11 protein-coding genes are annotated in these 15,250 nt (G+C 68.9%); 4 read left to right on the top strand and 7 right to left on the bottom strand.

Going from position 1 to position 15,250, the window contains the following annotated elements; translation table 11 throughout:
* Positions 1–415: 415 nt before the first annotated feature.
* From WT24_RS31585 to WT24_RS31575, 3 genes are read left to right on the top strand one after another with little or no spacing between them, the layout of a single operon-like run.
* Positions 416–1,606, top strand: coding sequence for an efflux RND transporter periplasmic adaptor subunit (locus tag WT24_RS31585; RefSeq protein ID WP_060037228.1), 1,191 nt, complete (start codon positions 416–418; stop codon positions 1,604–1,606).
* A 2-nt stretch (positions 1,607–1,608) separates the two neighbouring features.
* Positions 1,609–3,660, top strand: coding sequence for a MacB family efflux pump subunit (locus WT24_RS31580; RefSeq protein ID WP_060037185.1), 2,052 nt, complete (start codon positions 1,609–1,611; stop codon positions 3,658–3,660).
* Between the two features lie 6 nt (positions 3,661–3,666).
* On the top strand, positions 3,667–5,046 hold the full coding sequence (locus tag WT24_RS31575; RefSeq protein ID WP_060037183.1) for an efflux transporter outer membrane subunit: 1,380 nt from the start codon (positions 3,667–3,669) through the stop codon (positions 5,044–5,046).
* A 30-nt stretch (positions 5,047–5,076) separates the two neighbouring features.
* Here WT24_RS31575 and WT24_RS31570 read toward each other — a convergent pair whose 3' ends face one another.
* Positions 5,077–6,615 carry an MFS transporter gene (locus WT24_RS31570; protein ID WP_060037181.1) on the bottom strand — a complete coding sequence of 513 codons (1,539 nt, stop codon included), beginning with the start codon at positions 6,613–6,615 and terminating at the stop codon, positions 5,077–5,079.
* 180 nt (positions 6,616–6,795) lie between these two features.
* On the opposite strand from WT24_RS31570, the gene WT24_RS31565 reads away from it, so the two are divergent.
* Positions 6,796–7,716, top strand: coding sequence for a LysR family transcriptional regulator (locus WT24_RS31565; protein ID WP_059502454.1), 921 nt, complete (start codon positions 6,796–6,798; stop codon positions 7,714–7,716).
* A gap of 40 nt (positions 7,717–7,756) precedes the next feature.
* Here WT24_RS31565 and WT24_RS31560 read toward each other — a convergent pair whose 3' ends face one another.
* The 6 genes from WT24_RS31560 to WT24_RS31535 all read right to left on the bottom strand — a co-directional run bounded on the left by WT24_RS31560 (position 7,757) and on the right by WT24_RS31535 (position 15,246).
* Complete coding sequence (locus WT24_RS31560; RefSeq protein WP_060037179.1) at positions 7,757–8,896, bottom strand: enoyl-CoA hydratase/isomerase family protein; 1,140 nt, start codon at positions 8,894–8,896, stop codon at positions 7,757–7,759.
* Positions 8,893–9,681, bottom strand: a complete 789-nt coding sequence (locus WT24_RS31555) for an enoyl-CoA hydratase (RefSeq protein ID WP_060037177.1) — start codon at positions 9,679–9,681, stop codon at positions 8,893–8,895. The genes WT24_RS31560 and WT24_RS31555 overlap by 4 nt, the downstream gene beginning before the upstream one ends.
* Entirely contained in the window at positions 9,678–10,580 is a 903-nt protein-coding gene (gene mmsB, locus WT24_RS31550) for a 3-hydroxyisobutyrate dehydrogenase (protein ID WP_060037226.1), read from the bottom strand. The genes WT24_RS31555 and mmsB overlap by 4 nt, the downstream gene beginning before the upstream one ends.
* Before the next feature lie 18 nt (positions 10,581–10,598).
* Positions 10,599–12,128, bottom strand: coding sequence for a CoA-acylating methylmalonate-semialdehyde dehydrogenase (locus WT24_RS31545; protein ID WP_060037175.1), 1,530 nt, complete (start codon positions 12,126–12,128; stop codon positions 10,599–10,601).
* Positions 12,129–12,240: 112 nt separating this feature from the next.
* A complete protein-coding gene (locus WT24_RS31540; RefSeq protein WP_060037172.1) occupies positions 12,241–13,947 on the bottom strand; it encodes an AMP-binding protein in 1,707 nt (568 codons plus the stop codon).
* A gap of 165 nt (positions 13,948–14,112) precedes the next feature.
* Positions 14,113–15,246, bottom strand: coding sequence for an acyl-CoA dehydrogenase family protein (locus WT24_RS31535; protein WP_060037170.1), 1,134 nt, complete (start codon positions 15,244–15,246; stop codon positions 14,113–14,115).
* Between the last annotated feature and the right edge of the window lie 4 nt (positions 15,247–15,250).

Raw genomic sequence — 15,250 nt, 5'->3', positions numbered from 1 at the left:
ACGAACGCGAATGCACGCTCGTAAGCCTGCCGATCGGCAGCGGCTTCACGGTCACGCACCTCGACGAATGGGGGCCGGCGCTCGAGCAAGTCGACGCGCTGCCCCGCTCGACGAAAAACGCGACCGGCCGATGATGGCGATTGTCGTCGCGCGGCGGATCGTCGCCTTTTCACGGATCGAAACAATTGCACTGTTCGGCAGCGCGTCGGTCCGGCATCCACACAATTCAGCACAATTTCCACACGATTTGGCGCGAATTCCTCGCTTACCATGAGCGCCTGATTCGATTCGGCACACCCGCGCGATGCGTACGCGGAACCCGTCGCGGACAACGCGTCCGGCATGCGACACCGACCGGATCGTTCCGTTCGGCCGCACGCATTGCCGGCGCCTGCTTCATCCTCGCTGCATTCTCATGATCCAGAAGACCCATCGCCGCCGGCGCATCGTGCTGGCCACCCTTGCCATCGTCGCGATCGCCGCCGGCGTCACGCTGAAGGCCTGCGCGCCCGACAAGCATCCGCAGTACCTGTCCGCGCCCGTCACGCGCGGCGATCTCGAGAATGCGGTGCTCGCGACCGGCGCGCTGCAGGCGTTCAAGCAAGTGGACGTCGGCGCGCAGGTGTCGGGGCAGTTGAAGACGCTGAAGGTCAAGCTCGGCGACAAGGTCACGAAGGGCCAGTGGCTCGCCGAGATCGATCCCGTGATCTCGGAAAACGCGCTGCGCCAGGCGCGCGCCAGCGAAGAAAGCCTGCGCGCGCAGCAGCAATCGACCGCCGCGCAACTGACACAGGCCGAGCTCGCGTTCCGCCGCCAGCAGGCGATGCTGCCCGACGATGCGACGTCGCGCGAAGCGTTCGAGGCCGCGCGCGCGGCGCTCGACGTGCAGCGCGCCACCCTCGCGTCGCTCGCCGCGCAGATCCGTTCGGCCCGCATCCAGATCGAGACCGCACAGGCCAACCTCGGCTACACGCGTATCGTCGCGCCGATCGACGGCGAGGTCGTCGCGATCGTCACGCAGGAAGGCCAGACCGTGATCGCTCAGCAGCAGGCGCCGGTGATCCTGAAGCTCGCGAATCTCGACACGATGACCGTGAAGGCGCAGGTATCGGAAGCCGACGTGATCCGCGTGAGCGCCGGCCAGAGCGCCTATTTCACGATCCTCGGCGAACCGGACAAGCGTCATTACGGCAAGCTGCGCGCGATCGAACCGGCACCGCAGAACTACGCCGACGCGCAAAGCACGCTCGGCGGCGCAGGCGGCAGCGCGAAGCCCAACAGCGCGGTGTTCTACAACGCACTGTTCGACGTGCCGAATCCCGAGCACCGGCTGCGCATCGCGATGACCGCGCAGGTCAACATCGTGCTCGGCAACGCGCGCAACGCGCTGATCATTCCGGCCGCTGCGCTCGGCGAGAAGCGCAAGGACGGCACCGTCGCGGTACGCGTGCTGCGCGCCGACGGCAGCACGGAAACGCGTCACATCCGCATCGGCATCAACAACAACGTGCGCGTCGAAGTGCTGGCCGGCCTGAAGGACGGCGAGCGCGTCGTGATCGGCGAAGCGTCGGCGGACGAGCGCGCGCCATTGTCGGACGTGGTGTAACGATGAGCCAGCCTCTGCTGAAACTCGCCGCCGTCACGCGACGCTTTCCGGCCGGCGACAAGGACGTCGTCGTCCTGAACAACGTCAGCCTGTCGATCGACGCGGGCGAGATCGTCGCGATCGTCGGCGCGTCGGGGTCCGGCAAGTCGACGTTGATGAACATCCTCGGCTGCCTCGATCATCCGAGCGAAGGCACGTACACGGTCGGCGGACGCGACACGCAGATGCTCGACAGCGACGAGCTCGCGCAGTTGCGCCGCGAGCACTTCGGCTTCGTGTTCCAGCGCTATCACCTGCTGCCGCACGTCGACGCGGTCGCGAACCTCGAAATGCCGGCGATCTACGCAGGCACCCCGCGCGCCGAGCGGCACGCCCGCGCCCGCGCGTTGCTCGCGCGCCTCGGGCTCGCCGATCGCGCGCATCACCGGCCCGGGCAACTGTCCGGCGGCCAGCAGCAGCGCGTGAGCATTGCACGCGCGCTGATGAACGGCGGCCAGGTGATCCTCGCGGACGAACCGACCGGCGCGCTCGACACGAAAAGCGGCCAGGACGTGATCCGCATCCTGCACGAACTGAACGCGCTCGGCCATACGATCGTGATCGTCACGCACGACAAGGCGGTGGCGCGCCATGCGCGGCGCATCATCGAAATCAGCGACGGCGAGATCGTCGCCGACCGGCCGAACCGCCACTACGCGGAAGCGCTCGCGGAATCCGGCGTCGGGCCAGCCGCAACGGCCGAAACGGCACCCGACGGGCGGTCCGCACCGGCTTCCGGGGATGCCCCGCCGGCCGTCGACGCCGACGCCGACGCCGACACCGCTCCCGCCCCGCGCGCCCGACGCTTCGCCGCCGGCACCGGCCGCTTCGGCGAGGCGTGCCGGATGGCCTGGATCGCGCTCGTGTCGCACCGGCTGCGCACGCTGCTGACGATGCTCGGCATCATCATCGGCATCACGTCGGTCGTGTCGATCGTCGCGGTCGGCGAAGGCGCGAAGCGTTACATGCTCGACGAGATCGGCAGCATCGGCACCAATACGATCAGCCTCTATCCGGGCACCGACTGGGGCGACAGCCGCGCGGACACGATCCAGACGCTCGTGCCCGACGACGTCGCCGCGCTCGCGGAGCAGCCGTACGTCGACAGCGCGACACCCGAGACGTCGCGCACGCTGCTGCTGCGTTATCGCAACATCAACGTGAATGCGCTCGTCAGCGGCGTCGGCGACCGCTACTTCCAGGCGCGCGGGATGCGTTTCGCGCTCGGCGTCGCGTTCGACGACGACGCGGTGCGCCGCCAGGCGCAGGTGGTCGTGATCGACCAGAACACGCGCCGCAAGCTGTTCGGCGCGACGCGCAATCCGGTCGGCGAAGCGATCCTCGTCGACAACGTGCCGTGCGTCGTGATCGGCGTGACCGCCGACAAGAAAAGCGCATTCGGCAGCGTGAAGAGCCTGAACGTGTGGGTGCCGTACACGACCGCGAGCGGGCGCCTGTTCGGCCAGCGCTATCTCGACAGCATCACCGTGCGCGTGCGCGACGGGCAGCCGAGCGCCGCCGCCGAGAAAAGCCTCGAGAAACTGATGATCCAGCGCCACGGCCGCAAGGACTTCTTCACGTACAACATGGACAGCGTGGTCAAGACCGTCGAGAAGACCGGCCAGTCGCTGACGCTGCTGCTCTCGCTGATCGCGGTGATCTCGCTCGTGGTCGGCGGGATCGGCGTGATGAACATCATGCTGGTGTCGGTCACCGAGCGTACGCGCGAGATCGGCATCCGGATGGCGGTCGGCGCGCGCCAGTCCGACATCCTGCAGCAGTTCCTGGTCGAGGCCGTGCTCGTGTGCCTGCTCGGCGGCACGATCGGCATCGCGCTGTCGTTCGGGCTCGGCGCGCTGTTCTCGATGTTCGTCGCGCAGTGGAAGATGGTGTTCTCGGCCGGCGCGATCGCGACCGCGTTCGTGTGCTCGACGCTCACCGGTGTGATTTTCGGGTTCATGCCTGCGCGCAACGCGTCGCGGCTCGATCCGATCGATGCGCTCGCGCGCGACTGACGAAACATGGCCATCACGCAATCCTCCCCGCTTCACCGCCTCGGCGCATTCGCGTGCGCGGCCGCGCTGCTCGCCGGCTGCGCGGGCGTGCGCCACGATCCGCTGCCGGCCGTCGCGATGCCCGCGAACTGGGCCGCGCCGGTCGCGGCCGACGCGCCTGCCGCCGCGCGCGACTGGTGGCGCAGCTTCGGCGATCCGCAACTCGATGCGCTGATCGACGGCGCGCTACGCGCCAACGGCGATCTCGCGATCGCGGCGATCCGCGTGTATCGCGCGCAATTGCAGGCGGGACTCGTCGACACGAACCTGACACCCAACGTGACGCTGGGCGCGAACGGCGCCGTGTCGCGCACGCTCGATACCCACCGAACGAGCCGAGCGAGCAGCCTCACCGGTTCGCTCAGCTACGAAATCGACCTGTGGGGCCGGCTGGCCGCGCTGCGCGATGCCGCGCACTGGGAAGCCGACGCGACGGCCGCCGATCTCGAAGCCGCGCGGCTGTCGCTGATCGGCACGACCGCGGCGCTGTACTGGCAGATCGGCTATCTGAATCGGCAGATCGCGCTCGGCGAAGCGAACATCGCGTATGCGGTGCGCACGCTCGCGCTCGTCCGGTCGCGGCACACGGCCGGCGCCGTGTCGGAGCTCGATGTCGCGCAGGCCGAACAGAGCCTCGCCGCGCAACGCGCGGCGCAAACGCAACTGATCCAGCAGCGCACCGAGAACCGGCACGCGCTCGCGATCCTGTTCGACCGGCCGCCGCAGCAGCTCGCGGCCGAGCCGACGGCACTGCCCGACGCCGCGCCGCCCGACGTGGCGGCCGGCCTGCCCGCGAGCCTGCTCGGCCGGCGCCCCGACCTGCGTGCGGCGGAATTCCGGCTGCGCGAGTCGCTCGCGCAGGTCGACGCGACGCGCACGAGCTTCTACCCGACCTTCACGCTGACCGGCAGCGCCGGCACGACGAGCACGAGCCTCGAGCGTGTGCTGACGAACCCGGTCGGCACGCTCGGGCTCGGCCTCGCGCTGCCGTTCATCCAGTGGAACACGATGCAGCTGCAGATCAAGGTGTCGAAGTCGCAGTACGAGGAAGCGGTGGTCGGGTTCCGCCAGCGGCTCCATACGGCGCTCGCGGAAGTCGAGAACGCCCTGTCGGCCCGTGTGCAGCTCGAACGCGAGGCCGAACAGCGCGCGCTGTCGCTCGCCCAGGCGCAGCGCGCCGAGCGGCTGGCCGCCGCGCGCTTCGCGGCCGGCGCGACCGCCGTGCAGCCGTGGCTCGACCAGCAGCAGGTCCTGAGAAGCGCGCAGAGCGCCGACGAACTGACGCGCCTGAACCGGCTCAACAACCAGATGAAGCTCTACCGCGCGCTCGGCGGCGGGACGTCCTGACCGGCCGCCATATGCCGTACGCCGGCTGCGTCATTCGCATACGGCCGCCCCGCGCCGCGCCGGCGCGAACGCCACCATGCTCGCGGTCGCGAGCACGGCCACGCCCGCCGCACCGTACACCATCACCCAGCCGAACCCATGCACCAGCGCCGCGTGCAGCGCCGCGCCGGTCGGGTCGGCCTGCGCGAGCGCCGGCGCGACGGCCTGCAGCCCGTCGGTGCGACCCGACGCGATTTCCTGCGCGAGCCGGCGCAGCGCCGCGTCGCCGATCGCGCCGGCCGGCCCGCGCTTCAGGCTCGCGACGATCCCCGCCACCAGCACGAAGCCCATCGCCGCGATGTTCAGCGCGAGCGAGATCATCCGCGCGCTCATGTCGATGCCCGACGCCATCCCGGCGCGCGCGCTCGGCACCGCACCCGTCGTCGTGTTGGTGACGGGCGTGTTGGTCAGCCCGAGCCCGATGCCGGCGATCACGCAGCCCGGCAGCATCGTCAGCCAGCTCGCATGATCGGCCGCGCTGCCCAACCGCATCAGCACGAAACCGGCCGCGATCGTGAACAGGCCGCCCGGAATCACGACACCCGGCCCGTAGCGCAGGGCGAGCTGTTCGCCGAACGGCGGCGCGATCAGCGTCGGCAGCGTGTACGCGAGCAACGCGAGGCCGGCCGTCACGCTGTCGTAGCCGAGCGCGACCTGGAACCAGATCGGCAGGTAGATCATGAACGGCCAGAAGCTGAAGTTCATTCCCATCGAGCCGAAGATCGCGCCGGTGAACGCGCGAATCCGGAACACCGAGAAGTCGAACATCGGCCGCGCGCTGCGGCGCTCCGCGGCGACGAAGCCCACCAGCGCGAGCACGGTCGCGCCGAGCACGCCGAGGCCGGCTCTGCTCGTCAATCCGAGTTCCGCGCTTTGGGTGATGTAGAACGCGAGACCGAGCACCGCGAGCGACAACGTGACGATGCCCGCGACGTCGAGCGAGCCCGCATGCGGATCGCGCGATTCCTGCACCGCGCCGCCGATCAGCACGAGCGCGACGGCCGCGAGCGGCGCATGAACGAGGAATACCCACGGCCAGCTCGCCAGCGCGACGATCGCGCCGCCGACGATCGGCCCGAACCCGAGGCCGATGCCGAACACGATCCCCCAGATCCCGAATGCGCGGCCGCGCTCGCGCCCTTCGCGAAACTGGTGCGACAGCACGGCGATCTGGCAGATCAGCATCGCGCCGCCGCTCGCGCCTTGCAGCAGCCGGCCCGCCACGAGCACCGGCACGTTCGGCGCGAGCCCGCAGAGCAGCGACGTCGCGCCGAACAGCACGGTGCCGATCACGTACACGCGCTTGCGGCCAAACCGGTCCGCGAGCGTACCGGCCGCCATCAGCACCGTCGTACACGCGATCGTGTACGCGTTCATGATCCACTGCATGCCGTTGAAATCGCCATGCAGCACGTGTTCGAGCGTCGGCAGGATCACCGGCACGCTCGAAATTTCGAGGCCGAACATCAGCGACGTGAGACAGACGGCCGCGAGTGCGACCGCATTCCTGCGAGAGTCGGATAGCGTCATGCGTATTGCGCGGCGGCTCGACGACAGGCCGCGCGCCTCCAGGTTGAGTAGGATTCGCCGCGTGCGGCCGGCGACGCACGCTGAGCGGGAATCGGTACTATAGTGAGAATTCACCTCCCCATTGGCGTACGCATTTCCATGCACTGGGGAATCTCAGGACTCAATCGACGCAATCTCGCCATGACCGACAGACTCGACGGCGTAACGACCTTCGTCCAGGTCGTGGAATCGGGCAGCTTTGCGCTGGCCGCGCAGCGGCTCGACATGACGCGTTCCGCGGTCGGCAAGGCGATCGCGCGGCTCGAGAAGCGGCTCGGCGCACGGCTGCTGCAACGCACGACGCGCAGCCAGAGCCTGACCGACGACGGCCAGGCGTACTACGACCGCTGCGTGCGCGCGCTGGCGGAACTCGAAGCGGCGGAAGCCGATCTCGACTGCGGCCGCCACGAGGCGCGCGGCAAGCTGCGGCTGAGCGTGCCGCTCGCGTTCGGGCACCACTGCGTGACGCCGATCGTGCTCGACCTCGCGCGCAATTACCCTGACCTGCGGATCGACGTGTCGATCACCGACCGCTTCGTCGATCTCGTCGAGGAAGGGATCGACCTCGCGGTGCGGATCGGCACGCTCGCGGACAGCACGAGCCTCGCGGTGCGGCGGCTCGGCACGCAATACGGCAGCCTCGGCGCGGCGCCGTCGTATCTCGCGCGTTACGGGACACCGAAGACGCTCGACGACCTGAAGCACCACCGGACGATCGCCTATTCGCGGTCGGGCGTGGTGCAGCCGTGGGACTTGCGCGCGCCGGACGGCTCGACGGTGCGGATCGACATGCCGCATCAACTGAGTTTCGATGACGTGCAGGCGATCGCCGCGGCCGGTGCGTCGGGGTTCGGGATCGCGTGGCTGCCGAGCTGGCTGCTCGACCATTACGTGAAGCGCGGGGAGATGGCGGTCGTGCTGGATCGCTGCTTCGTCTGCGAAGGCGACATTCACGCGATCTGGCCGAAGACGCGCTACTTGCCGCGCAAGACGCGCTGCGTGATCGATGCGCTCGCGCAGGCGGTTCCGCCGATGATCGAGCGAGCGGACGAAGCGCGATGAGACGCGTGAAAGCCGACGCGCCGCATGGCGCGTCGGCGCATCACGCCGCGCCGAGATCGGCGAGCGGATGTGCGAACAGCTTCCACGGCGACGTCAGGAAATGCCGCACGCGCTCGGGGCGCAGCTCGACGAGCGACGCAGGGGCCCAGCGCGGCTTGCGATCCTTGTCGACGAGATGCGCGCGCACGCCTTCGCAGAAATCGCCTTCCTCGATCGCGCGCGCCACGATGCCGAGCTCCATCCGGAACGATTCCGCGAGCGTCATCTGCCGGCCGCGCAGCAGCGCTTCGCGCGTCACCGCGAGCATCGTCGGCGAATGGCTCGCGAGCGCATCGAGCGTCGCCTGCAACCATTGACGGTGCTCGCGCGCCAGCTCGTCGCGCGCCAGGTCCTGCGTGAGCGTCGCGACGATCCGCTCGACGGTCGAGCGCTTGTCGAAGTGACGGACGATCCACGGCATCTGGCCGTCGAGCGCCGCGTGCGGCACCACGTTGCACGGCGGCTCGAATACCTTGCGCAGCAACGGCAGCGCATCGCCGTCCCACTTCACGCTTTCGATGCGCGTCTCGAACGTGTCGAGCCACGCGGACGGCACGCACAGGTCCGCGAGCTTCGCGCTCAGCGCGTCGGCACCCGACAGCATCGCGCCGGTCAGCCCCACGTACAGTTCGAGTTCGGCCGGCATGCGCGACAGGAAATGCGTCGCCCCCACGTCGGGCACGAGGCCGATGCGCGTTTCCGGCATCGCGATCTTGCTGCGCTCGGTCGCGACGCGCAGCGCCGCCCCCTGCGCGAGCCCCATGCCGCCGCCCATCGTCACGCCGTCCATCAGCGCGACCACCGGCTTCGGGAACGTGTGGATCGCGTAGTCGAGCCGGTATTCGTCGACGAAGAACGGCAGCCAGGTCTCGCGCTGCGCGACCATCCTGTACAGCGCACGCACGTCGCCGCCCGCGCAGAAGCCCTTCTCGCCCGCGCCGCGCAGTACGACCGCGACGATCCGGTCGTCGTGGTGGCAGCGCTCGAACAGCGCGGTCAGCTCGCCGATCATCGCGTACGACAGCGCGTTGAGTGCGACCGGCCGGTTCAGCGTGATCAGCGCCACGCGGTTCACCACGCGATACAGCACCTCGGGCGCATGCTCCGCGAATGCGTCGTGATTCGTCACCGGCGTGCTCATCGTTGCGACTCCTCATCGGTGCGCCACTGCGGTGCGCGCTTGCCAAGGAACGCCGCCACGCCTTCGCGCGGATCGGCCGTGTCGAACAGGTCGACGAAGCGTTCGCGCTCGACCGCGAGCGCCGCGCCGCGCGGCACGCCGCGACGGGCGAGGCCGATCAGCTCCTTGCTGTAGGCGAGCGCGTGCGGGCTTTGCCGCACGACGTCGCGCGCCAGCGCGAGCGCCGCATCGCGCGCGGCGCCGCTTTCCACCACGTCCTCGACGAGGCCGATCCGCAGCGCAGTGGCCGCATCGACGCGCGCGCCGGTCAGGATGATCTTCTTCGCCCAGCCTTCGCCGACGAGCCAGGGCAGCGTCTGCGTGCCGAGCCCGCACGGCAGCAGGCCGACCGACGGTTCGGGCAGCGCCATCTGCGCATGCGCCTCCGCGATCCGCAGGTCGCACGCGAGCGCGCATTCGAGGCCGCCCATCGCATAGCCGTTGATCGCCGCGATCGTCACGACGCGCGCATCCTGCAGCGCCTCGAACGCCGCGCCGAAGCGCGACGCCATCGCGCGTGCGACCGCACGATCGCCGTCGGCGAACGTGTTGAGGTCGGCGCCCGCGCTGAAGAACTTCGGGCCGTCGCCGGTGATCACCAGCGCGCGCACGCGCGGGTTCGCATTCAGTTCGGCGACGCTCGCCTGCAGTTGCCGCAGCCCGTCGGCAGTAAAGGCGTTCGCGGGCGGACGCTTGAGCGTCGCGCACGCGATCGCGCCGTCGTCGACGTAGTCGAGTTCGATCATGAGGCGTCCTTCTTCGTGGCCGGTTGGTACAGGCGGATCACCGCCGAGAAATCGAGCTGGCCGTCGCCGCGGCTGCTCATCGTCTGGTACAGCTGCTGCGCGAGCGCGCCGAGATAGACGGGCTGGCGCGCCTGCTTCGCCGCATCGTTCGCGAGGCCGAGATCCTTCAGCATCAGGTCGGTGCCGAAGCCGCCCGTGTAGCCGCGCGACGATGGCGCGGTCTCGATCACGCCCGGATACGGGTTGTAGGTGTCCGAACTCCAGCAGCGGCCCGTCGACGTGTTGACGATGCCGGCCAGCACCTTCGGGTCGATGCCGAGCGCGACGCCGAGCGACATCGCCTCCGACACCGCCGCCATCGAGATGCCGAGCACGAGGTTGTTGCAGACCTTTGCGACCTGCCCCATGCCCGTCGCGCCGCAGTGGACGATGTTCTTGCCCATGCCGGCGAGCACGGGCTTCACGCGCTCGAAATCCGCATCGCTGCCGCCGACCATGAAGGTCAGCGTGCCGGCCGCCGCGCCGCCGGTGCCGCCCGACACCGGCGCATCGACGAACGTGCCGCCGTGCTCGCGCACCAGCGCGCCGAACGCCTGCGCGCTCGCCGGGTCGATCGTGCTCGAATCGATCACCGTCGCGCCCGCGCCGAGGCCGGCCAGCACGCCGTTCTCGCCGGACAGCACCGAGCGCACGTGCGGTGCGGCCGGCAGCATCGTGATCACGAACGTCGCGCCCGACGCCGCATCGCGCGGCGACGCGGCCGCCTGCGCGCCGGCGTCCTGCAGCGCGCGCAACGCGTCGGCGCTCAGGTCGAATGCATGCACGTCATGGCCGGCTTTCAGCAGGTTCAGCGCCATCGGCGCGCCCATGTGGCCGAGGCCGATGAATCCGATTTTCATGTTCGTTTCCTCCACCGCTCAATGCAGCCGGATCGTCGTATTCACCGGGCCGGCCGTCGTGTCGTCGTCGAACCAGCGCGCGGTGACCGTCTTGGTCTGCGTGTAGAACTGCACGACCTGCTTGCCGTACGGGCCGAGATCGCCCAGCTTCGAGCCGCGCGAACCGGTGAAGCTGAAGAACGGCACCGGCACCGGAATCGGAATGTTGATGCCGACCTGGCCGACGTCGATCTCGCTCTGGAACTTGCGCGCCGCCGCGCCGCTCTGCGTGAAGATGCCCACGCCATTACCCATCGGGTTCGCGTTGACGAGCGCGATCGCGTCGTCGAGCGTGTCGACCTCCATCACGACCAGCACCGGCCCGAAGATTTCATGCGTGTAGATCGACATGTCGGTCGTCACACCCGAGAAGATCGTCGGGCCGATGAAGTTGCCGTCCTCATAGCCGGGCACCTTCACGTCGCGACCGTCGAGTTCGAGCTTCGCGCCTTCCTTGATGCCCGCGTCGATCAGCGTCAGGATCCGCGCCTTCGCGCCGCGCGACACGACCGGGCCGACGTCGGTGCCGGCTTCGGCTCCCGCGTTGACCTTCAGCGCCTTCGCCTTCGCGACGATGTCGGGCAGCCACTCGCGCGCCTTGCCCACCAGCACCGCGACCGAGGTCGCCATGCAGCGCTGGCCGGCCGCGCCGAAGCCCGCGCCGACGAGCGCGTTGATCGCCTGCTCACGGTTCGCGTCGGGCAGCACGATCGCGTGGTTCTTCGCGCCCATCATCGACTGCACGCGCTTGCCGTGCTGGCTGCCGAGGTTGTATACGTGCGTGCCGACCGCCGTCGAACCGACGAACGAGATCGCCTTCACGAGCGGATGCGTGCAGATCGCGTCGACGACTTCCTTGCCGCCATGCACGACGTTCAGCACGCCTTTCGGTATGCCGGCCTCGAGCGCGAGCTCGACGAGTTCCATCGTCGACATCGGGTCCTGCTCCGACGGCTTCAGCACGAACGTGTTGCCGCACACGATCGCCATCGGGAACATCCACAGCGGGATCATCGCGGGGAAATTGAACGGCGTAATGCCCGCGCACACGCCGAGCGGCTGGCGCAGCGTGTAGGTGTCGACGCCGCCCGCGACGTTCTCCGCGAATTCGCCCAGTTGCAGCGTGCCGATCGAGCATGCGTGCTCGACCACTTCGAGGCCGCGGAAGATGTCGCCCTCGGCGTCGGGAATCGTCTTGCCCTGCTCGGCCGTCAGCGTCTTCGCGATGCGCTGCTGGTTCGCACGCACCAGATCCTGGAACTTCAGCATGATGCGCATGCGCGCGGCGATCGGCGTGTTCTTCCACGTCGCATAGGCGGCGTGCGCGGCCTGCACGGCCGCGTCGACTTCCGCGACGGTCGCGAACGGCACGCGCGCGAGCACCTGCTGCGTCGCCGGGTTGACGACGTCGCGCCACTCGTCGGTGGCGGACTCGACGAAGGCGCCGTCGATCAGCAGCTTGACCGTCGGCACGTCTTGCCCCGTACGGGGCGTCGGATTCGCGTTCATCAGAGCACTCTCCTTGCAGTGGGTCGCAGCATAGCGGCATGCCGCCGCGCGACCGGTTCGATTCGGCTGCGGGCGGCGGCCGCGGCATGCGGCTCGCGCGGCCCGCGATCGGTCATTTCAGTTCGGCGGCGAAATCCTCTTCCCAGTATTCGCCTGGCATGCGCGCGGTCGCGTCGTCGCCGCGCTCGATCTCGCGGCGGCGCAGCTCGACGCGGCGGATCTTCCCCGAGATCGTCTTCGGCAGCTCCGCGAATTGCAGGCGGCGAATGCGCTTGTACGGCGCGAGCTTCTCGCGCGAGAAACGGAAGATCTCCAGCGCGAGCGCGGGGCTTTCCTCGTAGCCCTGGCGCAGTGTGATGAAAGTCTTCGGCACCGACAGCCGTACGGGGTCCGGGCTCGGCACGACGGCCGCCTCGGCGATCGCCGGATGTTCGATCAGCACGCTCTCGAGTTCGAACGGGCTCAGCCGGTAGTCGGACGACTTGAACACGTCGTCCGCGCGGCCGACGTACACGTAGTAGCCGTCGTCGCGACGCATCGCGATATCCGACGTGCGGTAGTGGCCGTCGCGCATCGCATGGGCCGTCGCGTCGGGATTGTTCGCATAGCCGTTCATCAGCCCGACCGGGCGCGCGGCGCCATCGCCGAGCGGCAGCGCGACCTCGCCTTCGCTGACGGGCGCGCCGTCCGGATCGAGCAGCGCAATCCGGTAGCCGGGCAGCGGCCGGCCCATCGATCCTGCGACCACCGGCTGGCCCGGCGAGTTGCCGATCAGGCAGGTCGTCTCGGTCTGGCCGTAGCCGTCGCGGATCGAGATGTTCCACGCCTTCTTCACGCGCTCGATGATCTCGGGATTCAACGGCTCGCCCGCGCCGACGATCTCGCGCAGCTTCACGTCGAACGACGCGAGCGGCTGCTGCACGAGCATGCGCCACACGGTCGGCGGCGCGCACAGCGTGGTCACCCGGTATTTGACGAGCGCATCGAGCACGACCTTCGGCTCGAAGCGCGCATAGTTGAACGCAAACACGCACGCCTGCGCATTCCACGGCGCGAAGAAGCAGCTCCACGCATGCTTCGCCCAGCCGGGCGAGCTGATGTTCCAGTGGATGTCACCCGGCTGCAGGCCGACCCAGTACATCGTCGACAGATGGCCGACCGGATAGGTGCGATGCGTATGCTCGACGAGCTTCGGCTTGGACGTCGTGCCCGACGTGAAGTACAGCAGCATCGGATCGTTCGCGTGCGTGACGGCGTCCGGCTCGAACGCGGCGCTCACCGCATAGCCGTCGTTCATCGCGAGCCAGCCCGCGCGCGGCGCACCGGCGACGATCTTTTGCGCGAGGCCGAGATCGGGTTGCTCGAACTTCGCGGTTTCGTTGTCGTCGACGATCGCGTATTTCGCGCCGCCGATCCGCACGCGGTCGCGCACGTCGTCGGGCGACAGTTGCGTGGTGGCGGGCAACACGATCGCGCCGAGCTTCATCGCGGCCAGCATCGCGTCCCACAGCTCGACACGGTTCGGCAGCATCAGCAGAATGCGGTCGCCGCGTACGACGCCGATCGAGCGCAGCCAGTTCGCGATCCGCGACGAACGCTCGGACATCTGCGCGAACGAATACGGATCGCCCGTGCCGGTCGCCGCATCGACGATCCACAGCGCGGGCTGGTCGTTGCCGCGCGCCATCGGGTCGAAGTAGTCGAGCGCCCAGTTGAACGCATCGAGCACCGGCCATTCGAACTCGCGGTACGCGGTGTCGTAGTCGGTGCGATGGCGCAGCAGGAAGTCGCGTGCGTCCAGGAATGCCTGTACCGTCATGTGTCGTCTCCGTCCAGTCTCCATGCCCAGCGGTCAACCGGCGCATGTGCCGCCGCACATGCCCGGCTCCGTGTTGCACGGCGCACGGTCACGTCGTTGCGTGCCGCGTTCGCCGCGCTGCCCTCGTGCCCTGCGTGATGCCGTCGTCGGTGCGACCGTCGCGACTCAAAGCTGTCGCGCGATCACCATCCGCTGCACTTCGCTCGTGCCTTCGTAAATCTGCGTGATGCGCGCGTCGCGATAGTGACGCTCGACTTCGTAATCGACCAGATAGCCGTAGCCGCCGTGAATCTGGATCGCGTCCGAGCACACGCGCTCGGCCATCTCGGACGCGAACAGCTTCGCCTGCGACGCTTCCGACAGGCACGGCAACCCGGCCGTGCGCAGCTTCGCCGCGTGATGCACGAGCAGGCGCGCGGCGTTGATCTGCACGGCCATGTCGGCGAGCTTCTGCTGGATCGCCTGATGCTCGGCGATCGGCTTGCCGAACTGCACACGCTCGCCCGCATAGCGGCACGCCTTGTCGAACGCGGCGCGCGCGATGCCGAGCGCCTGCGCGGCGATGCCGATGCGCCCGCCTTCGAGGTTCGACAACGCGATCTTCAGCCCTTCGCCGCGATTGCCGAGCAGGTTTTCTTCGGGAATCGCGCAGTTCTCGAACGTGATCGGGCAGGTGTCGGACGCGCGGATGCCCATTTTCTTCTCGGGCTTGCCGACGATGAAGCCCGGCGTGTCGGTCGGCACCAGGAACGCGGAAATGCCGCGCTTGCCGGCTTCGGGGTCGGTCATGGCAAAAACGATCGCGACGCCCGCGCGCTGGCCGTTGGTCACGAACTGCTTCGCGCCGTTCAGCACCCATTTGCCGTCGCGCAATTCGGCCCGCGTGCGCAGGTTGTTCGCCTCGGAACCGGCATGCGGCTCGGTCAGGCAGAATGCGCCGATCACGCGGCCGGCCGCCATGTCGGCCAGCCAGCGATCCTTCTGCGCGGGCGTGCCGAAGCCGAGGATCGGCCCGCAGCCGACCGAGTTGTGCACGCTCATCATCGTCGCGCACGCGGCGTCGCCGGCCGCCACTTCCTCCATCGCCAGCGCGTAGGCCACGTAATCCGTATACGAGCCGCCCAGTTCCTGCGGCACGATCATCCCGAGCAGGCCCAGTTCGCCGAGCTGCGCGACGATCGCGTCGGGCAGGTGGGCGTCGCGGTCCCACTGCGCGGCATTCGGCGCCAGCATCTCCGTGGCAAAAGCGCGCGCCGCATCGCGGATCATCCGCTGGTCTTCGGTGTAAAGCTCGTCCATGTGC

This window comes from Burkholderia sp. MSMB1078WGS (assembly GCF_001528895.1).
GTDB lineage: Bacteria > Pseudomonadota > Gammaproteobacteria > Burkholderiales > Burkholderiaceae > Burkholderia.
The sequence above is the reverse complement of the archived record's forward strand: the minus strand, read 5'-3'. Positions and strand labels throughout refer to the sequence as shown.

Coding starts and splice junctions, on each gene's coding strand:
- WT24_RS31585 (WP_060037228.1), top strand. CDS start 416: ATGATCCAGAAGACCCATCGCCGCCGGCGCATCGTGCTGGCCACCCTT.
- WT24_RS31575 (WP_060037183.1), top strand. CDS start 3,667: ATGGCCATCACGCAATCCTCCCCGCTTCACCGCCTCGGCGCATTCGCG.
- WT24_RS31570 (WP_060037181.1), bottom strand. CDS start 6,615: ATGACGCTATCCGACTCTCGCAGGAATGCGGTCGCACTCGCGGCCGTC.
- WT24_RS31580 (WP_060037185.1), top strand. CDS start 1,609: ATGAGCCAGCCTCTGCTGAAACTCGCCGCCGTCACGCGACGCTTTCCG.
- WT24_RS31545 (WP_060037175.1), bottom strand. CDS start 12,128: ATGAACGCGAATCCGACGCCCCGTACGGGGCAAGACGTGCCGACGGTC.
- WT24_RS31535 (WP_060037170.1), bottom strand. CDS start 15,246: ATGGACGAGCTTTACACCGAAGACCAGCGGATGATCCGCGATGCGGCG.
- WT24_RS31560 (WP_060037179.1), bottom strand. CDS start 8,896: ATGAGCACGCCGGTGACGAATCACGACGCATTCGCGGAGCATGCGCCC.
- WT24_RS31565 (WP_059502454.1), top strand. CDS start 6,796: ATGACCGACAGACTCGACGGCGTAACGACCTTCGTCCAGGTCGTGGAA.
- WT24_RS31555 (WP_060037177.1), bottom strand. CDS start 9,681: ATGATCGAACTCGACTACGTCGACGACGGCGCGATCGCGTGCGCGACG.
- mmsB (WP_060037226.1), bottom strand. CDS start 10,580: ATGAAAATCGGATTCATCGGCCTCGGCCACATGGGCGCGCCGATGGCG.
- WT24_RS31540 (WP_060037172.1), bottom strand. CDS start 13,947: ATGACGGTACAGGCATTCCTGGACGCACGCGACTTCCTGCTGCGCCAT.